This is a genomic window from Bradyrhizobium tropiciagri (assembly GCF_018130505.1).
Classification (GTDB): Bacteria; Pseudomonadota; Alphaproteobacteria; order Rhizobiales; family Xanthobacteraceae; genus Bradyrhizobium; species Bradyrhizobium tropiciagri_B.
This window is the reverse complement of the sequence record NZ_JAFCKH010000005.1, coordinates 442,325-462,617: the sequence shown is the minus strand read 5'-3', so window position 1 is coordinate 462,617 and position 20,293 is coordinate 442,325. Positions and strand designations below refer to the sequence as shown.

Genomic DNA, 20,293 nt, shown 5'->3' with positions numbered 1-20,293 from the left:
CGCCCCAAGAAGCCAACAAGACGGACCTCATGACCGCAGCCATCGTCTACGCCTTCGCCTCGGCCATTCTCCTCGGCGCCGGGGTGGCGCTGGCGCAGCTTGGCCTGCGCACGGTCGAGCCGTTGTCGGGCGCCGCGATCAGCGTACCCTCCTTCACCCTGCTGTTCCTGCTGGCCTCGCCGCTGCTCCTGCAGGGCGAGGCGGTGGTGTGGCGAGCGCTGCCGATCTTCATGGCGATCGGCCTGTTCTTCCCGGCCTCGCTGACGCTGCTGACTTTCGCCTCGAACCGGGCGCTCGGCCCGGTCATCACCTCGACCCTCGGCAATCTCGCGCCGCTGTTCTCGGTCACCGCCGCAGTGCTGCTGCTGCAGGAGCCGTTGCAGCCGCAACAGCTGATCGGCCTCATCGTCGCGGTGGCGGGAGCCGCAATCATCACCGTGACGCGGCCGCGCGATCTCGGCCATTGGCGCAGCTGGGCGCTGTTGCTGCCGCTGGCAAGCGCGCTGGTACGGGGCATCGTACCGCCTATTGCAAAACTCGGACTTGCGATCTGGCCGAGCCCGCTATGGGCCTGCCTGATCGGCTATGTGATGTCGTCGCTGGTGGTGCTGACCGTACAGCGGATCCGCACCGGTAGCTTCATCGTGCAAGCGCCGCGCGAGGGCCGCTTCTGGTTCGCGCTCACCGGGATCAGCAACGGGCTCAGCGCGCTCAGCCTGTTCGCCGCGGTCCGCCACGGCCCGATCACGCTGGTGGCGCCGATCGCCGCGATCTACCCGCTGGTCACGGTGCTGCTGAGCGCGGTCATGCTCAAGCACATCCAGATCACCAGACGGATCGTGTTCGGAACCGGGCTGACCGTGATCGGCGTGGCGCTGGTGCTGATTGCCTGATGTGCAAGACACCGTTGCTGCTTGAGCGCTGGGCAGGATCGCCGTGGCCTGCCAGAATGTCCGCCTTGCCGGAGTGAATTGTGAGAGCGCCAACCCCGTCCTACCCGCATCCCGCGCAGCTGATCCTGATCCTGTCGCTGGCACCGACCGTCGGGCTCGGCATCGGCCGTTTTGCCTACTCGCTGGTGCTGCCCGACATGCGGGACTCGCTGGCCTGGTCCTATTCGGCCGCCGGCTTCATGAATACGATCAACGCCGCCGGCTACCTGGTCGGCGCACTGCTGGCCTCGCGCATCATCCAGCGCTTCGGGCTTGCGACCTCGGTGCGATGGTCGACGCTGGCCTGCGTGCTGTCGCTGGCGCTGTGCGCCCTGTCAGGGAATTTCACGGTGCTGAGCTTCGCCCGCCTGTTGGCCGGCTTTGCCGCTGCGATCGGTTTCGTCGGCGGCGGCGCGCTGGCCGCGACCATCGCGCAGTCGCGTCCCGAACGCGCCAACTTCCTGCTCAGCCTGTTCTATGCCGGGCCCGGCATCGGCATCCTGGCATCCGGCCTCATCGCCCCGTTCGTGCTGCAAGGCTTCGGCGCGGGCTCGTGGTGGATCGTGTGGTGGGCGATGACCTTGCTCTCCGCGATCATGACGGCGCCGCTGCTGCTGGCGCCGTTCCATGCCGGCGCCGCCGCCGGCAGCATCGTGCGGACGCAGTTCGCGGTCATGCCGGTGCTGATCTATCTCGCCGGCTACTTCCTGTTCGGCGCCGGCTACATCGCCTACATGACGTTCATGATCGCCTATGTCCGCGACGGCGGCGGCGGTGCGGCGGCACAGAGCGCATTCTGGAGCCTGATCGGCCTCAGCGCCTTCGTGACGCCCTGGGTCTGGCGGCGCGTGCTGGCGCTCGACCGCGGCGGGCTCGCCACCACGATCATCCTCGGCATGAATGCGCTCGGCGCCGCACTGCCGATCTTCGGCCATTCGCCGCTGCTGCTCGCCTTCTCGGCGCTGGTGTTCGGCGTCGCCTTCTTCGCGGTGGTCGGCTCCACCACCGCCTTCGTCCGCTTCAACTACCCACCGGAATCCTGGCCGACCGCGATCGCCGCGATGACGATCGCCTTCGGCATCGGCCAGACGCTGGGCCCGATCGTGGTCGGCGCCATCACCGACGCCGTCGGCAGCCTATCGTTTGCGCTAAACGTCTCGGCGGCGATGCTGGCGCTCGGTGCGGTGCTGTCGGCGTTTCAACGGAAGGTCGGGCCGTAGCTGTCGTCCCAGCGCAGGCCGGGACGACAGCGAGCTAGCTTCCACTGAACGAATTATACCCCTGGTCCTCCCAGTAGCCGCCCTTGTAGTCGTTGGTGACTTCCATCGAGATCACATATTTAGGGTTCTTGAAGCCTAGCTTGGTCGGCACTCGGATCTTCATCGGATAGCCATAGGCGCGCGGCAAAATCTGGTCGGCGAATTTGAACGTCATCTGGGTCTGCGGATGCAGCGCACTCTCCATGTCGAGCGGCGAGTTGTAGCCGTCCTTGTCGGCGCACTGGAACCAGACATATTTCGCCCGCGTGTCGGCGCCGATCAGCTTGAGGAAATCGCGCAGCGGCGTGCCGGTCCAGCTGCCGATCGCGCTCCAGCCCTCGACGCAGATGTGCCGCGTCACCTGCTTGACCTGCGGCAGCTGGTAGAGTTCGTCGATGGTCCAGGACTTCTTGTTGTCGACCAGACCGCGCACCTCGAGCTTCCAGTCCTTGCCATCGATGTCGGGCGCATCGTCGAGATCGTAATAGGCGTTGAACGGGAACGGCTTTGTCACCATGCTCTCGGGGAAGGTCGGCGCCAGCGCATTCGGATTGAACATCCAGGACTGCACCGCGTCGTTGAATTTCGACACCTTCTTCAGCATCTCCTCGGCCGAAGATGAGTCGAGCACGTCGCAGCCCGTCAGCAGCGTCAGCGCGCCGAGGCTTGCGCCCGTGGTGAGGAAACGACGACGCGTCGGATCCGGCATCACCTTAACGGCGTCGCGAACCAGCAGTTTCTTGTCGACGCCGGGGATCAGAAGTTTGCGGAGGCGGCCCATGATCAGTTCCTCTCTCAGCGCCCGATGATCATGGCGCGCAGGCTCTTCGGCACCAGCACCGCGAGCGCGACATGGATGACAAGGAATGCGACGATCAGCGCCATGCAGGTGAAGTGAACGTAACGCGCGACGTCGTAGCCGCCGAACAGCGACACCAGCCAATGCAGCTGCACCGGCTTCCACATCGACAGGCCGGACAGCACGATGACGATTCCGACGACGATGATGCCGGTATAGAGCAGCTTCTGCACCGAATTGTATTTGCTGAGATCGGCATGCGACAGCTTGAAGGTCAGCGCCGCCTTGGTGTCGGAGATCACGCCGCCGGGAGTGATCGGCAGCAGCTTCTTGCGGAAGCGGCCGGTGGCAAAACCGAGGGCGAGATAGATCAGGCCGTTGACCATCAACAGCCACATCGCGGCGAAGTGCCACAGCAGCGCGCCGCCGAGCCAGCCGCCCAGCGTGATGCTGCGCGAGAAGCTGAAGTTGAACAGCGGCGAGGCGTTGTAGATCTGCCAGCCGGACATGATCATCAGGATCATCGCGAGCGCGTTGATCCAGTGCACCACGCGGACCCAGGCGGGCTGGATCGCCTTCGCCGGCGTCGCGGCGTCTGCATGGTCGTTGCTTACGGCAAGACTCGACATGGGCATTCTCTGCTTGGGATCGTTACCGGTTTATACGCCCGGAACCGGCGTTCCGTTACCAGACCGATGGCTATCAGTTTAATGCACGCCGCCTATGGCGGTCACAAAAATGCGAGCCGGGGTGCGGGCCCCGGCTCGCCGTTTCGCTCGTCCGGTCAGGGACTAAAGGTAGCGGGGCGGTGTTACGTCGCAGGCATCAGGACGGTGTCGACCACATGGATGACGCCGTTCGACTGGTTGACGTTCGAGATCGTCACCATCGAGGTGCCGCCCTTGGCGTCGACGATCCAGACCTTGCCGTCCTGCTTCTTCACGGTGAGCTCCTCGCCCTCGGCGGTCTTCAGCTTCTTGCCGTCGGTGAGGTCGGACGCCTCGAGCTTGCCGGGCACCACATGGTAGGTCAGGATCTTGGTCAGCGTTCCCTTGTTCTCGGGCTTGACCAGATTGTCGACGGTTCCGGCCGGCAGCTTGCCGAACGCGGCATTGGTCGGCGCGAACACCGTGAACGGGCCCTTGCCTTCCAGCGTGTTGACCAGGCCGGCGGCCTTCACCGCGGCGACGAGCGTGGTGTGGTCCTTCGAATTGACGGCGTTCTGGATGATGTTCTTGGACGGGAACATCGCGGCGCCGCCGACCATCACGGTCTTCTCCTCGGCGCGCACAGGCGCGATAACGGTGGCGGTGATGGCGAGCGCGCTGAAGGCAGCGGCGGCGAGAGTGGCAATACGCTTCGACATGGTTTCGTCTCCCAGAGAGGGTGCTGCCGGCGGCTTTGCGCCGGCGATGAAGGGCAACAACGGCGCGGTGGTCGGTGAATGCGTCGTCGTTGGCCGAGCTACGGGGAGTTTCCCGCGCGGTTTCCGGAAATAATTCTTTGTGATTCCTGAAACCGCTGATGATGCCTTGCGTACCCGCGCGGCACCGGCATTCCACTCGACGGAAAGAACAGTGCACCGCCGCGAGCAATTTGCTTGCCGACATGCGGCAATTGCTTCAGCCTGAGGTTGCGGCACGCCTCAGAGAAGGCGGCTGCGATGGGAGGCGATCATGAGCAGCATGACGGCGGACCAACACGCCGCGTCTGCGGTGGACCAGGCCGGCGACACCGGCCCGCTCGAGCAGCACCACCTGCAATACGCCAATTACCGCGCCGTCGCCGGCAGCACCGGGATCACGAAAACCCACTGGCACATCGCCACCGCCAACGCGCTCGGCTGGGGCTTCGACGGCATGGACGGCGTGATCTTCGCGCTGGTCTCGCCGATGGTGATCAAGGAGTTCTCGCTGAGCCTGCCTGAATATCGCTCAGGCATGCAGATCGCGCTCTTCGTCGGCATCGCCGGCCTGTATTTCTGGCCATGGCTCGCCGACCGCTTCGGCCGCCGCACACTGCTCGCCGTCAACATCGCGATGTTCTCGCTGTTGATGCCGGTCGCGGCGCTGTCACCGACCTTCACCGTCTTCGTGATCGCGCGCTCGCTGCTGTTCTTCGCGCTCAATGGCGAATGGTCGCTCGGCTCGATGCTGGTGGCCGAAACCTGGCCGGCGCGGCTGCGCGGGCGGGTGATCACCATCACGCGATCGGCCTGGTGCCTCGGCGCCACGCTCGCCGGCGCCATCACCGGGCTCGTCGCCGCCAATTTCGGCTGGCGCGTCGCAGTCATGGTACCCGGCGTGATCGCGCTGCTTGCGATCTATGTCCGCTCCACCTGTCCGGAATCACCCTATTGGGTGCGTGCGGAGGACCGCAAGCGGCGTATCGCGGAGACGCTGGCGCGTGGCGGCACCGTCAGCGCCGACGATAGCGCCTGGTTCGGCAAGGCGAAGTCGGTCGGCATCCGCCAGGTCTTCATGCCCGACGTGCTGCCGGCGACCCTGGTCGCGCTGTTCGTGGCCTGCGCCTCGACCTGCATCTACGGCACCGTCGGCGCCTGGATGCCGCTCTATCTCTCGACCGAGAAGCACTGGTCGACGGCCGAATACAGCCTGTTCTACGTGTTCTACGGCCTCTGCGGCTTCGTCGGACTATGCCTGGTCGGCTGGCTGATCGACCGGATCGGCCGCCGCCGCGCCTTCATCATCACGCTGATCGAGGGCGCGATCTTCATGACGCTCTGGGTCTATTCCGAGGATCGCGTCCTGCTGTGGACGTTCGGGCTGCTCTGGTGCCTCGGCTTCCTCGGCTTCTGGGGCCCGAGCACAACGCTGACCGCCGAAGTGTTCCCGACCCGGATCCGCGGCGCCGCCAATGGCGTGGTCTGGGCGATCGCCTATTTCGTCGGCTTCGTGCTGTTCCCGTTCGTCTCGATCGCGCTCCAGCAGCACACCGGATCGTTCGCGCTGGCGTTCCTCTGCATCCCCGTGCTGATGATCGCGATGGCGATCGGTGTGTTCCTGTTCGTGCCCGAGCATTCCGGCAAGGAGCTGAACGAGATCATCGAGTGAGCCGTGAACCGTAGCCCGGATGAAGCGCAGCGAAATCCGGGATAGCTTCTCCGTGGAGACACCGTCCCGGATTACGCTGCGCTCCATCCGGGCTACGAAGGCAGAGCTTAGTCCCGGTTCGCCGGGGTCTGGATGAAGCCGCGATTGTGCGTCGGGCTGATCAGGATCTCGTTCATGCAGACCCGCGCCGGCATGCTGGCGACGAAGGCGATGGTGCGGCCGCAATCCTCGGGCTGCAGCATCTTGGCCTGCTCGGCCTCGCTCGGCACCACCGGCCGCAGTTTCAGGATCGGGGTGGCGACTTCGCCCGGCGACAGGCAGCAGGCGCGCAGGCCATTGACGCATTCATCCATGTTGAAGGAATGGGTCAGCGCCAGCACCGCGTGCTTGGTCGTGGTGTAGGCCGGGCCCGGCATCTTCGAGACATGACGGCCGGCCCAGGAGGCGACGTTGATGATGCAGCCGTCCTTCTGCTTGCGCATCGTCGGCAGCACCGCACGCATGCAGTAGAGCACGCCGTTGAGGTTGATCTCGACCAGCTTGTCCCAGCCTTCCAGCTCCATCTCGGCCCAGCTCCGCTTCGGAACATTGATGCCGGCGCTGTTGACCAACAGGTCGATGCGGCCATGCCTGGTGACGATCGCGTCCGCCGCCTTGGTGACGTCGGCCTTGCTGCTGACGTCGAGCGCAATCGCCTCGGCCTTGCCGCCCTTTTTCGTGATGTTGCCCACCACGCGGTCGAGCTCCTCCTTGCGGCGGCCGGAGACCACCACCGTCCAGCCGTCCGCGGCCAGGAACTCGGCCCCGGATTCGCCGATACCGGTGCCGCCGCCGGTGACCCAGGCCACGCGTTTCCCATTGTTTGTCATGCAATCTGTCTCCGTTGCTTTCCGAAGGGCGTTTTTGCTAATCCAGCCGGACTCTTACCGGCCCTTTCGCCCCTCGGGGGATGTTGCATGAACACGACCACCAACGCCAACCTGTTTTCCCGCCTGTTCGACGGCCTCGACGACCCGGGCCGACTTGCGATCGAGCAGCTCGACGGTAGCCGCATCACGTATGGCGATCTGATCGCGCGCGCCGGCCAGATGGCGAATGTGCTGGTGGACCGCGGGGTGAAGGTCGGCGATCGCGTCGCGGCGCAGACCGAGAAGTCAGTCTCTGGCCTCGTGCTGTATCTCGCCACCGTGCGCGCCGGCGCGGTCTATCTGCCGCTCAATACCGCCTACACGCTGAACGAGCTCGAATACTTCATCACCGACGCCGAACCGTCGCTGGTGGTCTGCGATCCCTCCAAGCTGGAGGGCATCAAGGCGATCGCGGCCAAGGTCGGCGCCAAGGTCGAGACGCTCGACCCGTCCGGCAAGGGTTCGCTCACGGACGCCGCAGACAAGGCGAGCAAGGAGTTTGCGACCGTTCCACGCGGCAATGATGATCTCGCCGCGATCCTCTACACGTCGGGCACCACCGGCCGCTCCAAGGGCGCGATGCTGTCGCACGACAATCTGGCATCGAACTCGTATTCGCTGGTCGATTACTGGCGCTTCACCGACAAGGACGTGTTGATCCACGCGCTGCCGATCTACCACACCCACGGCCTGTTCGTGGCGAGCAACGTGACGCTGTTCGCCCGCGCCTCGATGATCTTCCTGCCGAAGTTCGATCCGGACCTGATCATCAAGCTGATGTCGCGTGCCACCGTGATGATGGGCGTGCCGACCTTCTACACCCGCCTGCTGCAGAACCCCGGCCTCAACAAGGAGGCGACGAAGCACATGCGGCTGTTCATCTCGGGCTCCGCGCCGCTGCTCGCCGACACCCATCGCGAATGGTCCGCGCGCACCGGCCATGCCGTGCTGGAGCGCTACGGCATGACCGAGACCAACATGAACACGAGCAACCCCTATGACGGCGACCGGGTGCCCGGCGCGGTCGGCTTCGCGCTGCCCGGCGTCTCGGTGCGGGTCGCCGACCCCGAGACCGGCAAGGTGCTTGCGCCGGAGACGATCGGCGTCATCGAGGTCAAGGGCCCGAACGTGTTCAAGGGCTACTGGCGGATGCCGGAGAAGACCAAGGCCGAATTCCGCGGCGACGGCTTCTTCATCACCGGCGACCTCGGCAAGATCGACGGCAAGGGCTACGTCCACATCCTCGGCCGCGGCAAGGACCTCGTGATCTCGGGCGGCTTCAACGTCTACCCGAAGGAGATCGAGAGCGAGATCGACGCCATGCCCGGCGTGATCGAGTCGGCCGTGATCGGCGTGCCGCATGCCGATTTCGGCGAAGGCGTCACCGCCGTCGTGGTCTGCACCAAGGGCGCGGCTGTCAGCGAGGCATCGGTGCTGCAGGCGCTCGACGGGCGGCTCGCCAAGTTCAAGATGCCGAAGCGCGTGTTCGTGGTCGACGAACTGCCGCGCAACGCGATGGGCAAGGTGCAGAAGAACATTCTGCGGGATACGTATAAGGATATCTACGCGAAGTAATTCCGTAGCCCGGATGAAGCGAAGCGAAATCCGGGGTTCTTGCGGGCGGAAAGACCGGCCCCGGATTACGCTTCGCTCCATCCGGGCTACGGGCTACCTACTGGGGCAGGTGTCATGGATCGCGAGCAGGCCGAAGAGATTGCCGATTATCTGTATAACGCCGCGCTCGAACTCGACGAGGCAAGAGCCGCTGCGGAAGTTCTCAGAGATCGGGACGGGGATGCCGCCTCTCTCCATGAGCTTGTCGTCCGGCTCAACTCCGAGCTGCTTGACGCGCTTTATGAGCGCTTTCCCGATTTGGTCCCGCATGACGAATTCCCCGAAATCAGCAGCTCGCTCGCGTGGGACCAGGTTCAACTTCCACCATCGGTCTCCGAGGTTCAGATCGATGAGATCGTCACCTCGTGCATCGTACCTCGATGGCAAAAGATGGCCCGCGTCGTCGGGGACGCGGGCAAGCGAAGCAAAGAGCTGGACTTAGAAATTGCTCACGAAATCTTCGCTGCGCGCATTCAGGAACTGGTCGAGGCGGGGCGCTTCGAAAGCCAAGGCGATCTCCGTAGGTGGCGACATAGCGAGGTCAGGTTGAAGCCGGATTGACGTGCCGCAGCCCGGATGGAGCGAAGCGAAATCCGGGGTTCTTGCCGGCGGAGAGACTGGACCCAGATTACGCTTCGCTCCATCCGGGCTACGCGCGACGGGCTATTTGCCGCCCAACAGACTGATCACAAACCGTCCGCCGACGATGAAGAGATACGCGCCGAACGCCATCTCCAGCGCGCGCTTTGACAATGCATGCGCGGCTCTCACCCCGAGCGGCGCCGTGACCAGCGTGGTCGGCATCACCAAAAGCGCGCCGATCAGCGAAACGTAGCCGAGCGCGAACGGCAGTTGCAGCGCGGCGATATCCGGAAAGCGCGCTGCCGCGGGCCAGCCGGCATAGACATAGCCGAGCGCGCCGGGGATCGAGATCAGCACGGCGAGCGCCGATGAGGTCGCGACCGCCTGATGGATCGGCCGGCCGTAGAAGGTCATCAGGAGATTGGCGAACAGGCCGCCGCCGATCCCCATCAGCGTTGACAGCAGGCCGACGAAGAAACCGTAGACGCGCATCAGAAATCCCTTCGGCAGCTCGTCACCGAGCTTCCAGCCGTCGCGCGCCAAGAGCAATCGCGCCGCCGCCGACCATGCCACCATCACGAACACGATCTTGAACAGCCGTTCCGGCGCGAACCGCGCGGTGATGCTGCCGGCGGTGACGCCGATCAGGATCGGCAGCCACCAGCGCTTCAGGATGGTCATGTCGACCGCGCCGCGCCGGTAATGGGCGCGGAACGAGCTGAGCGAGGTCGGGATGATGATCGCGAGCGATGTGCCTATGCACAGCGGCATCCGCACCTCGATCGGCACGCCGGCGAGACGGAAGCATTCATAGAACACCGGCACCAAGATCGCGCCGCCGCCGATCCCGAACAGGCCGGCGAGAAATCCCGACAGCGCCCCGACCGCGATCAGCAGCAATGCGAGTTCGACGAGCTCGGCGACATCAAGTCCAGCCATCATTCATTCCCGCCCCTGTCTGCATCGGCGTGATCGGCCAGCCACACCGCGACCATCGCCGCCACGGGAGCGGCGGCCGCGATCAACGCAAAGCTGAGGAAAGCCACGAGCGCCGAGCGCTGCGTCAGCAGCGCCACGACGTCGATTAGCAACCCGAGGCAACAAAACACAAGCAGGTTTGCCTGCTCGTCGGCGTTGGTGCGGCAGCGCTTGACGCAGTTGGGGTGACTGGACATCGAGGCCATGCCGGGGCTCCTCAGGTCTTTGGACCAGCAAACTAGACCCTTCTGGAATGCGGGAGTATTACTCCCGCTCGATAGAGTCTCTTGCGGTAAGCGGAAGGATGGTCCCATGGATCAACTCGCCGCCATGTCGACCTTCGTGCGGGTGGTCGAGGCCGGCAGCCTGTCGGCGGCCGCGCGGTCGATGCAGGGTTCGCTGACCTCGGTCAGCCGGCAGATTTCGGCACTGGAGCAGCATTTCGGCACGCCGCTGCTGCTGCGGACGACCCGTCAGCTCGCGCTGACCGACGACGGCCGCCTGCTCTACGAGCGCGCGAAATCGATCATCGGCGAGGTGAAGGAGATCGAAGCCGCACTGGCACGCGATCCGCGGCAACCGTCGGGACGGATCCGCGTGAGCTCGCCGAGCCTGATCGGGCGGCTAGTGATCGCCCCTCAGCTGGCCGACTTCCTGCATAGCTATCCGGCGCTTTCCGTCGATCTTCTGCTGGTCGATCGCGCCGTCGACATGGACGAGGAGGACATCCATCTCGCGATCCGGATCGGCCGCCTGCGCGATTCGCAGCTCATCGCGCGACGCCTTGCCGACATCCGCATGATCACATGTGCTTCACCGGACTATCTGGCGCGACGCGGCGAACCGCAAACGCCACATGATCTATCGGCGCACGACTGCCTGGTGTTCTCGGATGCACCCGGCAGCGCCGAGTGGCGCTTTGCCGACGGCAGCGAGACGGGCCGCAAATTCCGCATATCCGGTCGGCTCTGGATGAATAGCCTCGACGCGTTGGTCGCCGCGGCAAGGGACAGCGTCGGCATCGTCCGTGCGCCGTCCTGGCAGGTCGAGGCGGACCTCGCCGCGGGCCGGCTGCGGCGCCTCTTGATCGGCCACGAACCGGCACCGACACCGCTGCATCTGACCTTCCAGCCGTCGCGCCTGGCATCGCCTAAGATCAGGGCATTCGCCGATTATCTGGTGGAACGCTGGCGCCGGATCGACACGTTCCGCGGGTCGCCGACAGGTCGGGAAAGCGTCTCCTCCAACTAATGATTTTTAGTTCAGTTCATAGTTCACCGAGCATGGCATCCGGTATACCAGACTGCGGATCAACCAGAATTCGGCTGCGCTAACAATGAACTTCGGTTCGAACGAAGGCTAATTGGCCGTTGCGCGGCGGGGTCCGACTCCGTAAATAGAATTCGTCTACCGCGTTCCCCGATGGGCCGGCCGCGGTCCCACACAACATAAAGCCCGCCGATGACCGCCAGGATCGAACGACCCCTTTCGCCCCATTTGCAGACCTATCGGTGGACGCTGACGATGGCGCTGTCCATCGTCCACCGCGCCACCGGCATCGCGCTGTATTTCGGCACGTTGCTGCTCGCCTGGTGGCTGATCGCCGCCGCCTCCGGCCCCACCGCCTACGCCAACGTGCAGGCGTTCACCGGCAGCCTGATCGGCAAGCTGATCGTCTTCGGCTACACGTGGTCGCTGATGCATCATCTGTTCAGCGGCATCCGCCATCTGATCTGGGATCTCGGCTACGGCTTCAAGGCCAATGAGCGCGAGGCCCTGACCTGGGGCGCGCTGATCGCCGGCATCTCGGCCACGGTGCTGGTCTGGATTATTGCCTACGCCGTTGGAGGTGGACGATGAGCGGCCCGTCCTCGATGCGCACGCCGCTGGCGCGCGTCCGCAATCTCGGTTCCTCGCATTCCGGCACCAAGGATTTCTGGCGGCAGCGCCTCACCGCGGTCGCGATGGTGCTGCTGATCGTGCCCGTGATCGTCGTGGTGATCATGCTGCTCGGCCGCAATCACGCCGGCGCGGCGCAGATCCTCGGCTCGATCCCGATCGCCATCATCCTGCTGCTCTTCATCGTCGCCAGCACCTGGCACATGAAGATCGGCATGCAGGTCGTGATCGAGGACTACATCCACAACGAGAAGCTGAAGCTCGCCAGCGTCATGGCCAACAACTTCTTCTGCATCGCGGTCGCGCTGGCCTCGATCTATGCAATCCTCAAATTGTCGTCGGGAGTTTAACCCATGGCCGCTGAAGGTAACGGCAAGGCCACCAACGGCAGTGGCCCGGCCACGAATGGCAAGGCATACCCGATCACCGACCACACCTACGACGTCGTCGTGGTCGGCGCCGGCGGCGCCGGCCTGCGCGCCGTGGTCGGCTGCTCGGAAGCCGGCCTGCGCACCGCCTGCATCACCAAGGTGTTCCCGACCCGCTCGCACACCGTGGCGGCGCAGGGCGGCATCTCAGCCTCGCTCGGCAACATGCATCAGGACGACTGGCGCTGGCACATGTACGACACCGTCAAGGGGTCGGACTGGCTCGGCGACCAGGACGCGATCGAATACATGGTGCGCAACGCGCCTGACGCGGTCTACGAGCTCGAGCATTGGGGCGTTCCGTTCTCACGCACCGAGGACGGCAAGATCTACCAGCGCCCGTTCGGCGGCATGACCATCGACTTCGGCAAGAGCCAGGCGCAGCGCACCTGCGCCGCCGCCGACCGCACCGGCCATGCCATGCTGCACACGATGTACGGCCAGTCGCTGCGCCACTCGGCCGAGTTCTTCATCGAATTCTTCGCCATCGACCTGATCATGGACGACCAGGGCGTCTGCCGCGGCGTGATCGCGCTCAAGCTCGATGACGGCACGCTGCACCGCTTCCGCGCCCAGACCACGATCCTGGCGACCGGCGGCTACGGCCGCGCCTACGCCTCCTGCACCTCGGCGCACACCTGCACCGGCGACGGCGGCGGCATGGTGCTGCGCGCCGGCCTGCCGCTGCAGGACATGGAGTTCGTCCAGTTCCATCCGACCGGCATCTACGGCTCGGGCTGCCTCGTCACCGAGGGCGCCCGCGGTGAAGGCGGCTATCTCGTCAACTCCGAAGGCGAGCGCTTCATGGAGCGCTACGCACCGTCCGCCAAGGATCTCGCCTCGCGCGACGTCGTCTCGCGCGCGATGACGATCGAGATCCGCGAAGGCCGCGGCGTCGGCAAGAAGAAGGATCACATCTTCCTGCACCTCGACCACCTCGATCCGAAGGTGCTGCACGAGCGGCTGCCGGGCATCTCCGAATCGGCCAAGATCTTCGCCAATGTCGACGTTACCCGCGAGCCGATCCCGATCGTGCCGACCGTTCACTACAACATGGGCGGCATCGCCACGAACTATCACGCCGAGGTGCTGACCAAGCGCAACGGCGACGACAATTCGGTGGTGCCGGGGCTGATGGCGATCGGCGAGGCGGCCTGCGTCTCGGTGCACGGCGCCAACCGCCTCGGCTCCAACTCGCTGATCGATCTCGTCGTGTTCGGCCGCGCCGCCGCGCTGCGGCTCGCCGAGAAGCTCACCGCCAATGCCAAGCAGCCGGAGCTGCCGAAGGATTCCTCCGACCTCGCGCTCGGCCGGCTCGATCACTTCCGCCATGCCTCCGGAGGCACCCCGACCGCCAAGCTGCGCGACAGCATGCAGCATGTGATGCAGAACAATTGCGCGGTGTTCCGCACCGGCGAGGTGTTGAACGAAGGCCAGAACCTGATCCACAAGGTCCATGGCGGCGTCGGCGACATCTCGGTGTCGGACCGCTCGCTGGTGTGGAATTCCGATCTGATCGAGACGCTGGAATTCGACAATCTGATCGTGCAGGCGGTGGTGACGATGGACTCGGCCGCCAACCGCACCGAAAGCCGCGGCGCACATGCGCGCGAGGATTTCCCGGACCGCGACGACAAGAACTGGATGAAGCACACGCTGACGTGGATCGATCCGGCCGGCAAGACCGCGATCGATTACCGCCCGGTGCACAGCTACACGATGACCAACGACGTGCAGTACATCCCGCCGAAGGCGCGGGTCTACTGAGCGAGGACTGCAGCCCGTCATTCCGGGATGGTCCGCAGGACCAGACCCGGAATCTCGAGATTCCGGGTTCGATGCTGACGCATCGCCCCGGAATGACGAAAGGTTAGAGAGATGGTTGAATTCGCACTTCCGAAGAATTCGAGGATCAGCGGCGGCAAGACCTGGCCGAAGCCGGCCGGCGCCACCGAGACGCGCGAATTCCGGGTGTATCGCTGGAACCCGGATGACGGCAAGAATCCGAGCGTCGACACCTATCATGTCGACGTCCACGACTGCGGCCCGATGGTGCTCGACGGCCTGATCTGGATCAAGAACCACATCGACCCGACGCTGACCTTCCGCCGCTCCTGCCGCGAAGGCGTCTGCGGCTCCTGCGCGATGAACATCGACGGCCAGAACACGCTGGCCTGCACCAAGTCGATGCACGACGTCGCCCATGGCGGCGCGGTGAAGGTCAATCCGCTGCCGCATCAGCCTGTCGTGAAGGACCTCGTCCCCGACCTGACCAATTTCTACGCCCAGTACGCCTCGATCGAGCCGTGGCTGAAGACCACGACGCCGACCCCGCAGAAGGAATGGCGGCAGAGCCACGAGGACCGCGAGAAGCTCGATGGTCTCTACGAGTGCATCCTGTGCGCCTGCTGCTCTACCTCGTGCCCGAGCTACTGGTGGAACAGTGAACGCTTCCTCGGCCCCGCCGCGCTGCTGCAGGCGACCCGCTGGGTCACCGACAGCCGCGACGAAGCGACCGGCGAGCGGCTCGACAATCTCGAGGACCCGTTCCGCCTCTACCGCTGCCACACCATCATGAACTGCGCCAAGGCGTGCCCGAAGGGCCTCAACCCGTCGGAAGCGATCGCCGAGCTCAAGCTCAAGATGGTCGAACGGCAGATCTGAACCGGCGCAGCCAAGCCAGCGCTGGCTATCAGCGGCCGGCCGCAATGGGTCGGATCAGGATATCCGACCCGATAGCATCGACGGCGGTTCGATCGAGGTCAAGCACCACGTCGACAATGCTGTGATCGTCCGGATCCATCGCGACGGTGAATCCGAGATCGCGGCACATTCCGAGCATCGTGGTGTTCTCGGACAGCACCTGGCCGGACAGGCGCTTCAAGCCTTCCGACCGCGCGTAATGGATCAGAAGCTGCATCAGCGCCCATCCGAGTCCTTTGCCCTTGAGATCGGACTGCAGCAGGATCGCGTATTCGGCGTTCTCGTACAGCGAGTCCGAATGCAATCGGACCGCGCCTCTCATCTCGCCGGAGTTCGGATCCAGCGCCACGAAGGCCATCGCGCGCGCATAGTCGAGCTGGGTCAGGCGGGCGATGAACGAATGCGAGAATTCCTTCATCGCATGGAAGAATCGCAGGCGGAGGTCTTCGGCGGTGACGCGCCGGAAGAAGCCATCGACCATCGGTTCGTCCTCGGGGCGCATCGGCCGTACCACGACGCGCGATCCGTCGCGCAACGAAAGTTCGCCCTCCCATTGTGACGGATACGGCCGGACGGCGAGCCGTGTCTGACCGGCGAACAGCCGCACAGGCTTGCGGATCGCCACCCGGGCGTCGAGCACGAGCACGCCGGTGTCGTCCGCGAGCATCGGATTGATATCGAGCTCGGCGACCTCGGGAATGTCGGCCGCCATCTGTGCCAATTTGACGAGCGTGAGCGGCACGAGGTCGACCGGGACCGCGGGCACATCGCGATAGCCGCCGAGCAGCCGCGAGACCCGGGTGCGCCCGACCAGATCGCGGGCGAGGTTCATGTCGAGCGGCGGCAGCGCCAGCGCCCGGTCGTTGATCACCTCGACCGCGGAGCCACCGCGGCCGAACACGATCACCGGACCGAAGGTCGGATCGTCGGCGATGCCGAGAATCAGTTCGCGCGCCGCGCGCCGCACGATCATCGGCTGGATCGTCACGCCCTGCAGACCGGCATCCGGCCGCGCGTGCCGTGCCCGATCGAGGACGGTCCTGACCGCGTCGACGACGCTGTCTTTGGTGTGCAGATCGAGGATCACGCCGCCGACATCGGCCGCGTGCCTGATGTCGCGCGAGAACACCTTCACCGCGACGGCATGACCCTCTGCGAGGAACGGCGCCGCCTTCACTGCGGCGTCCTCCGCATCGTCAGCGGCAACGGTCGGCACAATCGGGATGCGGTAGGCGTCGAACAGGGCGACGATCTCGGAAGGGTCGAGCCACGCCCGTCCCTCCAACAATGCGCTCACGACCACGTGCCGGGCCGCGGCCGTCTCCGGCGTGAATACCGACGCAATGCCTGGCGGGGTTGCGGCAAGCGCCGTCGAGGCTTCGCGGTACCGCACCAGATACATGAAGGCGCGGACCGCATCGTCCTCGGTCGGAAAATGCGGGATGCGGGCCGATTCGAAGGTTCGTCCGGTGCGCTCGTCGGCGCCCGCCCACGCCGCAAGCACCAGCGCTGCGATGGCACTGCGCTTCGACCTGCGGTCGATAACACACTGCGCGACCGCCTCTGCAATCCCCTCTGCCGGCGCCATCGCCGTCTGCACGTTCATGACCAGGACCGCGTCGCTGTTCGCATCCTTGAGCAAGGCATTGAGCGCGGACACATATCGGGCGGCATCGGCGTCGCCCGAGATGTCGACCGGATTGGCCCGCGACCAGTTCTGCGGCAGCACCTTGTCGAGCCCGGCGATCGTCTCCGCGGTCAACGTCGCCGGTACACCGCCAAGCTCAGCCAGCCGATCGGTTGCGAGAATGCCGAGCCCGCCGCCATTGGTCAGAATCGCCAGCCGGTTGCCGCGCGGGACGAAGCCACGGCCGAGCAGCTCGGCGCAATCGAACAGCTGACGCAGGTCATACACACGCAGCATGCCGGCCCGGCGGAAGGCGGCGTCATAGACGGCATCGGAGCCCGCCAGCGCGCCGGTGTGGGTCGTGGCCGCCTTTGCGCCCTGCGCCATCCGCCCGGACTTGACGACGATCACCGGCTTCAGCCGCGCTGCGGCGCGTGCCGCCGACATGAACTTGCGCGCATCCTTAATCGCTTCGAGGTAGATCAGGATCGCGCTGGTGTGCTCATCCAGCGCGAAATAATCGAGCAGGTCGGCGACATCGACGTCGAGCTGGTCGCCGATCGACACGATGCCGGAGAAGCCGAGCCGTCGCTCGGCGGCCCACTCGATCATGGCGGCCGCGATGGCGCCGGACTGCGAGATCAAGCCGACGTGTCCGTCGGCCGGGTGATGCGCCGCAAAACTCGCGTTGAGCTTCGCATGCGGCATCATCAGACCGATGCTGTTGGGCCCGACCAGGCGCATGCCATGCCGGCGCGCTGCTTGCCCGGCGGCATCGGCGAGCGAATCCGCACCGTGACCGAGCCCGGCCGCCAGGATCACGGCGCCGCCAACGCCGGCCGAAGCAGCCTCCGCGACGATCTCCGGGACCGCAACCGCCGGGGCGCTGATGACGATCAGATCCGGAACGAACGACAGCGACTTCAGATCCGGAACGGCCGGCTCGCCATCGACCTCGGGATAGTGCTGATTGACGACCGCGATGCGGCCGGTGAAGCCGCTCGCCTTGATGTTCCGCAGCACCGCCGCGCCCAGCGAGGACGGGCGTGAACTGCCGCCCACGACAGCGACGCTCCGCGGCGAAAATACCCGTTCGAGGCGAAACGTGGACATTGCATGGTCTCGCAGGGAACCAGCGGAGACGCCGGCGCGCGTCACGCGCGCGCTCGAACTCTACCTGTTCACCGGGCTGGTTGCACCCCGAGGCTTCGGACCGGAACGCCGCAGCCCAGCTAGCGGGGCGTACTCCTCCGAGGGTCGGCCTCCAACAGCAGACACTCCGCTTATAAATGGACGCCCTAGTTGATGCCCAGTGCCCGCGCCAGGTTGAAGGTCAGGAAGCTCGCGGCATAGGCCAGCGCGAGCATGTACATGAACGTCACCACCATCCACTTCGCGCTGCCGGTCTCGCGGCGGATCACCGCCAGCGTCGAGGCGCATTGCGGGGCGAAGATGTACCAGACCAAAAGCGACAGCGCGGTCGCCAGCGTCCATTTCTGCGCCAGCACCTGGCCGATCTGCTCGGCCGCCTCCTTGCCGCCCTCGATCGAATAGACCGTGCCGAGCGCCGCCACCGCGACCTCGCGCGCCGCCATGCCCGGGATCAGCGCCACCGCGATCTGCCAGTTGAAGCCGATCGGCCGCAGCAGCGGCTCGAGCGCGTGGCCGATCATCGCCGCGAAGCTGTAGTTGATCGCCGGACCCTCGGCGCCGGCGGGCGCGGTCGGGAACGAGGCCAGGAACCAGATCAGCACCATCATCGACAGGATGGTCGTGCCGGCGCGGTACAGGAACGCCTTGGCGCGGGTGAACACGCCGATCGCGATGCTGCGCAGCCGCGGCACCTTGTAGTCGGGCAGCTCCAGCATGAACGGCGCCGGCGCATGGTCGCGCCACAGGAAGAACTTTGCGATCGCCGAAACCGTCAGCGCGCTGGTGATCCCGGCGGCGTAAAGCCCGAACATCACGAGGCCCTGCAGATTGACCCAGCCCCCCAGCCTGGTCGCCGGCACGAAGGCCGAAATGATCAGCGTGTAGACCGGAATCCGCGCCGAGCAGGTCATCAGCGGCGCGATCAGGATCGTGGTCAGGCGGTCGCGCGGATTGTCGATCACCCGCGTCGACATGATGCCGGGGATCGCGCAGGCAAAACTCGACAGCAGCGGAATGAAGGCGCGGCCGTGCAGCCCGGCGCCGCCCATGATGCGGTCCATCAGGAACGCGGCGCGCGCCATGTAGCCGAAATCTTCCAGCAGCAGGATGAACAGGAAGATGATGATGATCTGCGGCAGGAACACGATGACGCTGCCGACGCCGGAGATCACGCCGTTCTGCAGGAAGCTCTGCAGCAGGCTCCAGCTTTCCGGCATCACGTCATGTACCAGCTGCCCGAGCGCGGAGAAGCTGTCCGACAGCAGCTCCATCGCCGGCTGGGCCCAGCTGAACACCGCCTGGAACATCACGAACAGGATCAGCGCCAGGATCGCAAGCCCCCAGACCGGATGCAGCACGACGGCATCGATCCGGGTGGTCAGCGTGTCCGGCTTGGCCGGCAGCGTCACGCAGGCGGCGATGATACGGTCCGCCTCGCGCTGCGCCGCCTTGAGATCGGAGATCGACGGCGCCGTCCACTGACTTTCGGCCTGCCCCTCCAGGGCGCGGGCCATCATCTCGTCGGTCCGCTTCAGCAGGTCGTCGACGCCGCCCTTGCGCACCGCGACCGCCGTCGTGACCGGCAGGCCGAGCTCCTGCGACAGCCGCTCGAGGTCGATCGTCACGCCGCGGCGCCTCGCGATATCGATCATGTTGAGCACCAGCAGCATCGGCCGGCCGATCCGCTTCAGCTCCAGCACGAGGCGCAGCGTCAGCCGCAGGTTGGTGGCGTCGGCGACGCACAGCACGAGATCGGGCACCGCCTCGCCCTTGAAGCGCCCGAGCACGATGTCGCGGGTGATCTCCTCGTCCGGACTGCGGCCGCGCAGCGAATAGGTGCCGGGCAGATCGAGCACGGTCACGCTGCGGCCCTCAGGCGTGACGAAGCTGCCGGATTTGCGTTCGACGGTGACGCCGGGATAGTTGGCGACCTTCTGGGTGCTGCCGGTCAGCCGGTTGAACAGCGAGGTCTTGCCGGTGTTCGGCGCACCGACCAGCGCAAGGCGCAGGGACGCAGTTGTCATTCGACGATCACAGCCATGGCTTCGCTCCGGCGCAGAGCGATCGTGATGTTGTCGACGCGCACCGCGATCGGGTCCCGCCGGATCGTACCCTCATGCAGGATTTCCACGCGCGCGCCCTCGACGAATCCCATCTCGACCAGCCGCTGCTCCAGCTCCTGCGGCGAGAGCGATGAGCCCGTCACGAGCGCATCGAGCCTGATGATTTTGCCGACAAAACCGCGATCCGCATGCCCGAGCCGGATGTCCTCTGAATCTTTTGGATCGCTTGTCATGTGGCTTGTCTTTCAGCAGGTAGTCACAGGGTCAAGCATTTG

At 65.4% G+C, this 20,293-nt stretch carries 19 protein-coding genes; 10 read left to right on the top strand and 9 right to left on the bottom strand.

Translation table 11 applies throughout. The annotated features are described in order from the left end of the window. Positions 1 to 29 precede the first annotated feature (29 nt). Positions 30 to 893 (top strand): DMT family transporter, encoded by an 864-nt coding sequence (locus tag JQ633_RS15815; RefSeq protein ID WP_211985956.1) that lies wholly within the window; start codon positions 30 to 32, stop codon positions 891 to 893. Positions 894 to 973: 80 nt separating this feature from the next. After that, the gene (locus JQ633_RS15810) at positions 974 to 2,152 is read left to right on the top strand and encodes a YbfB/YjiJ family MFS transporter (RefSeq protein ID WP_211985955.1); all 1,179 of its coding nucleotides are present in this window, start codon (positions 974 to 976) and stop codon (positions 2,150 to 2,152) included. Between the two features lie 34 nt (positions 2,153 to 2,186). Here JQ633_RS15810 and JQ633_RS15805 read toward each other — a convergent pair whose 3' ends face one another. The 3 genes from JQ633_RS15805 to JQ633_RS15795 all read right to left on the bottom strand — a co-directional run bounded on the left by JQ633_RS15805 (position 2,187) and on the right by JQ633_RS15795 (position 4,356). Next, positions 2,187 to 2,972 carry a molybdopterin-dependent oxidoreductase gene (locus JQ633_RS15805; protein WP_211985954.1) on the bottom strand — a complete coding sequence of 262 codons (786 nt, stop codon included), beginning with the start codon at positions 2,970 to 2,972 and terminating at the stop codon, positions 2,187 to 2,189. Positions 2,973 to 2,986: 14 nt separating this feature from the next. Further along, on the bottom strand, positions 2,987 to 3,619 hold the full coding sequence (locus JQ633_RS15800; protein ID WP_211985953.1) for a cytochrome b/b6 domain-containing protein: 633 nt from the start codon (positions 3,617 to 3,619) through the stop codon (positions 2,987 to 2,989). Positions 3,620 to 3,801: 182 nt separating this feature from the next. Further along, complete coding sequence (locus JQ633_RS15795; protein WP_211985952.1) at positions 3,802 to 4,356, bottom strand: fasciclin domain-containing protein; 555 nt, start codon at positions 4,354 to 4,356, stop codon at positions 3,802 to 3,804. A 310-nt stretch (positions 4,357 to 4,666) separates the two neighbouring features. On the opposite strand from JQ633_RS15795, the gene JQ633_RS15790 reads away from it, so the two are divergent. After that, positions 4,667 to 6,064, top strand: a complete 1,398-nt coding sequence (locus tag JQ633_RS15790) for an MFS transporter (RefSeq protein WP_211985951.1) — start codon at positions 4,667 to 4,669, stop codon at positions 6,062 to 6,064. A gap of 107 nt (positions 6,065 to 6,171) precedes the next feature. Here the strand turns inward: JQ633_RS15790 and JQ633_RS15785 are convergent, their stop codons facing one another. Further along, entirely contained in the window at positions 6,172 to 6,933 is a 762-nt protein-coding gene (locus JQ633_RS15785; protein ID WP_211985950.1) for an SDR family oxidoreductase, read from the bottom strand. 87 nt (positions 6,934 to 7,020) lie between these two features. Between JQ633_RS15785 and JQ633_RS15780 the strand changes: the two genes are divergently transcribed. After that, complete coding sequence (locus JQ633_RS15780) at positions 7,021 to 8,547, top strand: malonate--CoA ligase (RefSeq protein ID WP_211985949.1); 1,527 nt, start codon at positions 7,021 to 7,023, stop codon at positions 8,545 to 8,547. Between the two features lie 114 nt (positions 8,548 to 8,661). Then, on the top strand, positions 8,662 to 9,147 hold the full coding sequence (locus JQ633_RS15775; protein ID WP_211985948.1) for a DUF3658 domain-containing protein: 486 nt from the start codon (positions 8,662 to 8,664) through the stop codon (positions 9,145 to 9,147). Positions 9,148 to 9,249: 102 nt separating this feature from the next. On the opposite strand, the gene JQ633_RS15770 is transcribed toward JQ633_RS15775, so the two are convergent. Next, positions 9,250 to 10,110 carry a sulfite exporter TauE/SafE family protein gene (locus tag JQ633_RS15770; RefSeq protein WP_211985947.1) on the bottom strand — a complete coding sequence of 287 codons (861 nt, stop codon included), beginning with the start codon at positions 10,108 to 10,110 and terminating at the stop codon, positions 9,250 to 9,252. After that, positions 10,107 to 10,352: a hypothetical protein gene (locus JQ633_RS15765; protein WP_211985946.1), complete on the bottom strand. Its 246-nt coding sequence runs from the start codon at positions 10,350 to 10,352 to the stop codon at positions 10,107 to 10,109. The genes JQ633_RS15770 and JQ633_RS15765 overlap by 4 nt, the downstream gene beginning before the upstream one ends. On the opposite strand from JQ633_RS15765, the gene JQ633_RS15760 reads away from it, so the two are divergent. From JQ633_RS15760 to JQ633_RS15740, 5 genes are all read left to right on the top strand, one after another. Next, positions 10,351 to 11,397, top strand: a complete 1,047-nt coding sequence (locus JQ633_RS15760) for a LysR family transcriptional regulator (RefSeq protein ID WP_249159336.1) — start codon at positions 10,351 to 10,353, stop codon at positions 11,395 to 11,397. The two genes, JQ633_RS15765 and JQ633_RS15760, sit on opposite strands and share 2 nt — an antisense overlap. 210 nt (positions 11,398 to 11,607) lie before the next feature. Further along, on the top strand, positions 11,608 to 12,006 hold the full coding sequence (gene sdhC / locus JQ633_RS15755; protein ID WP_211985945.1) for a succinate dehydrogenase, cytochrome b556 subunit: 399 nt from the start codon (positions 11,608 to 11,610) through the stop codon (positions 12,004 to 12,006). Between the two features lie 14 nt (positions 12,007 to 12,020). Further along, the gene (gene sdhD, locus JQ633_RS15750) at positions 12,021 to 12,395 is read left to right on the top strand and encodes a succinate dehydrogenase, hydrophobic membrane anchor protein (RefSeq protein WP_211986075.1); all 375 of its coding nucleotides are present in this window, start codon (positions 12,021 to 12,023) and stop codon (positions 12,393 to 12,395) included. Positions 12,396 to 12,398: 3 nt separating this feature from the next. Further along, positions 12,399 to 14,240 (top strand): succinate dehydrogenase flavoprotein subunit, encoded by a 1,842-nt coding sequence (gene sdhA, locus JQ633_RS15745; RefSeq protein WP_211985944.1) that lies wholly within the window; start codon positions 12,399 to 12,401, stop codon positions 14,238 to 14,240. A 111-nt stretch (positions 14,241 to 14,351) separates the two neighbouring features. Then, complete coding sequence (locus JQ633_RS15740) at positions 14,352 to 15,137, top strand: succinate dehydrogenase iron-sulfur subunit (protein ID WP_211985943.1); 786 nt, start codon at positions 14,352 to 14,354, stop codon at positions 15,135 to 15,137. A gap of 28 nt (positions 15,138 to 15,165) precedes the next feature. Here JQ633_RS15740 and JQ633_RS15735 read toward each other — a convergent pair whose 3' ends face one another. From JQ633_RS15735 to JQ633_RS15725, 3 genes are all read right to left on the bottom strand, one after another. Then, positions 15,166 to 17,916: a bifunctional acetate--CoA ligase family protein/GNAT family N-acetyltransferase gene (locus JQ633_RS15735; RefSeq protein WP_211985942.1), complete on the bottom strand. Its 2,751-nt coding sequence runs from the start codon at positions 17,914 to 17,916 to the stop codon at positions 15,166 to 15,168. A 185-nt stretch (positions 17,917 to 18,101) separates the two neighbouring features. Then, a complete protein-coding gene (feoB, locus tag JQ633_RS15730) occupies positions 18,102 to 19,979 on the bottom strand; it encodes a ferrous iron transporter B (RefSeq protein ID WP_211985941.1) in 1,878 nt (625 codons plus the stop codon). Next, positions 19,976 to 20,251, bottom strand: coding sequence for a FeoA family protein (locus JQ633_RS15725; RefSeq protein WP_211985940.1), 276 nt, complete (start codon positions 20,249 to 20,251; stop codon positions 19,976 to 19,978). Before JQ633_RS15725 ends, feoB begins: the two co-directional genes overlap by 4 nt. Positions 20,252 to 20,293: the final 42 nt, after the last annotated feature.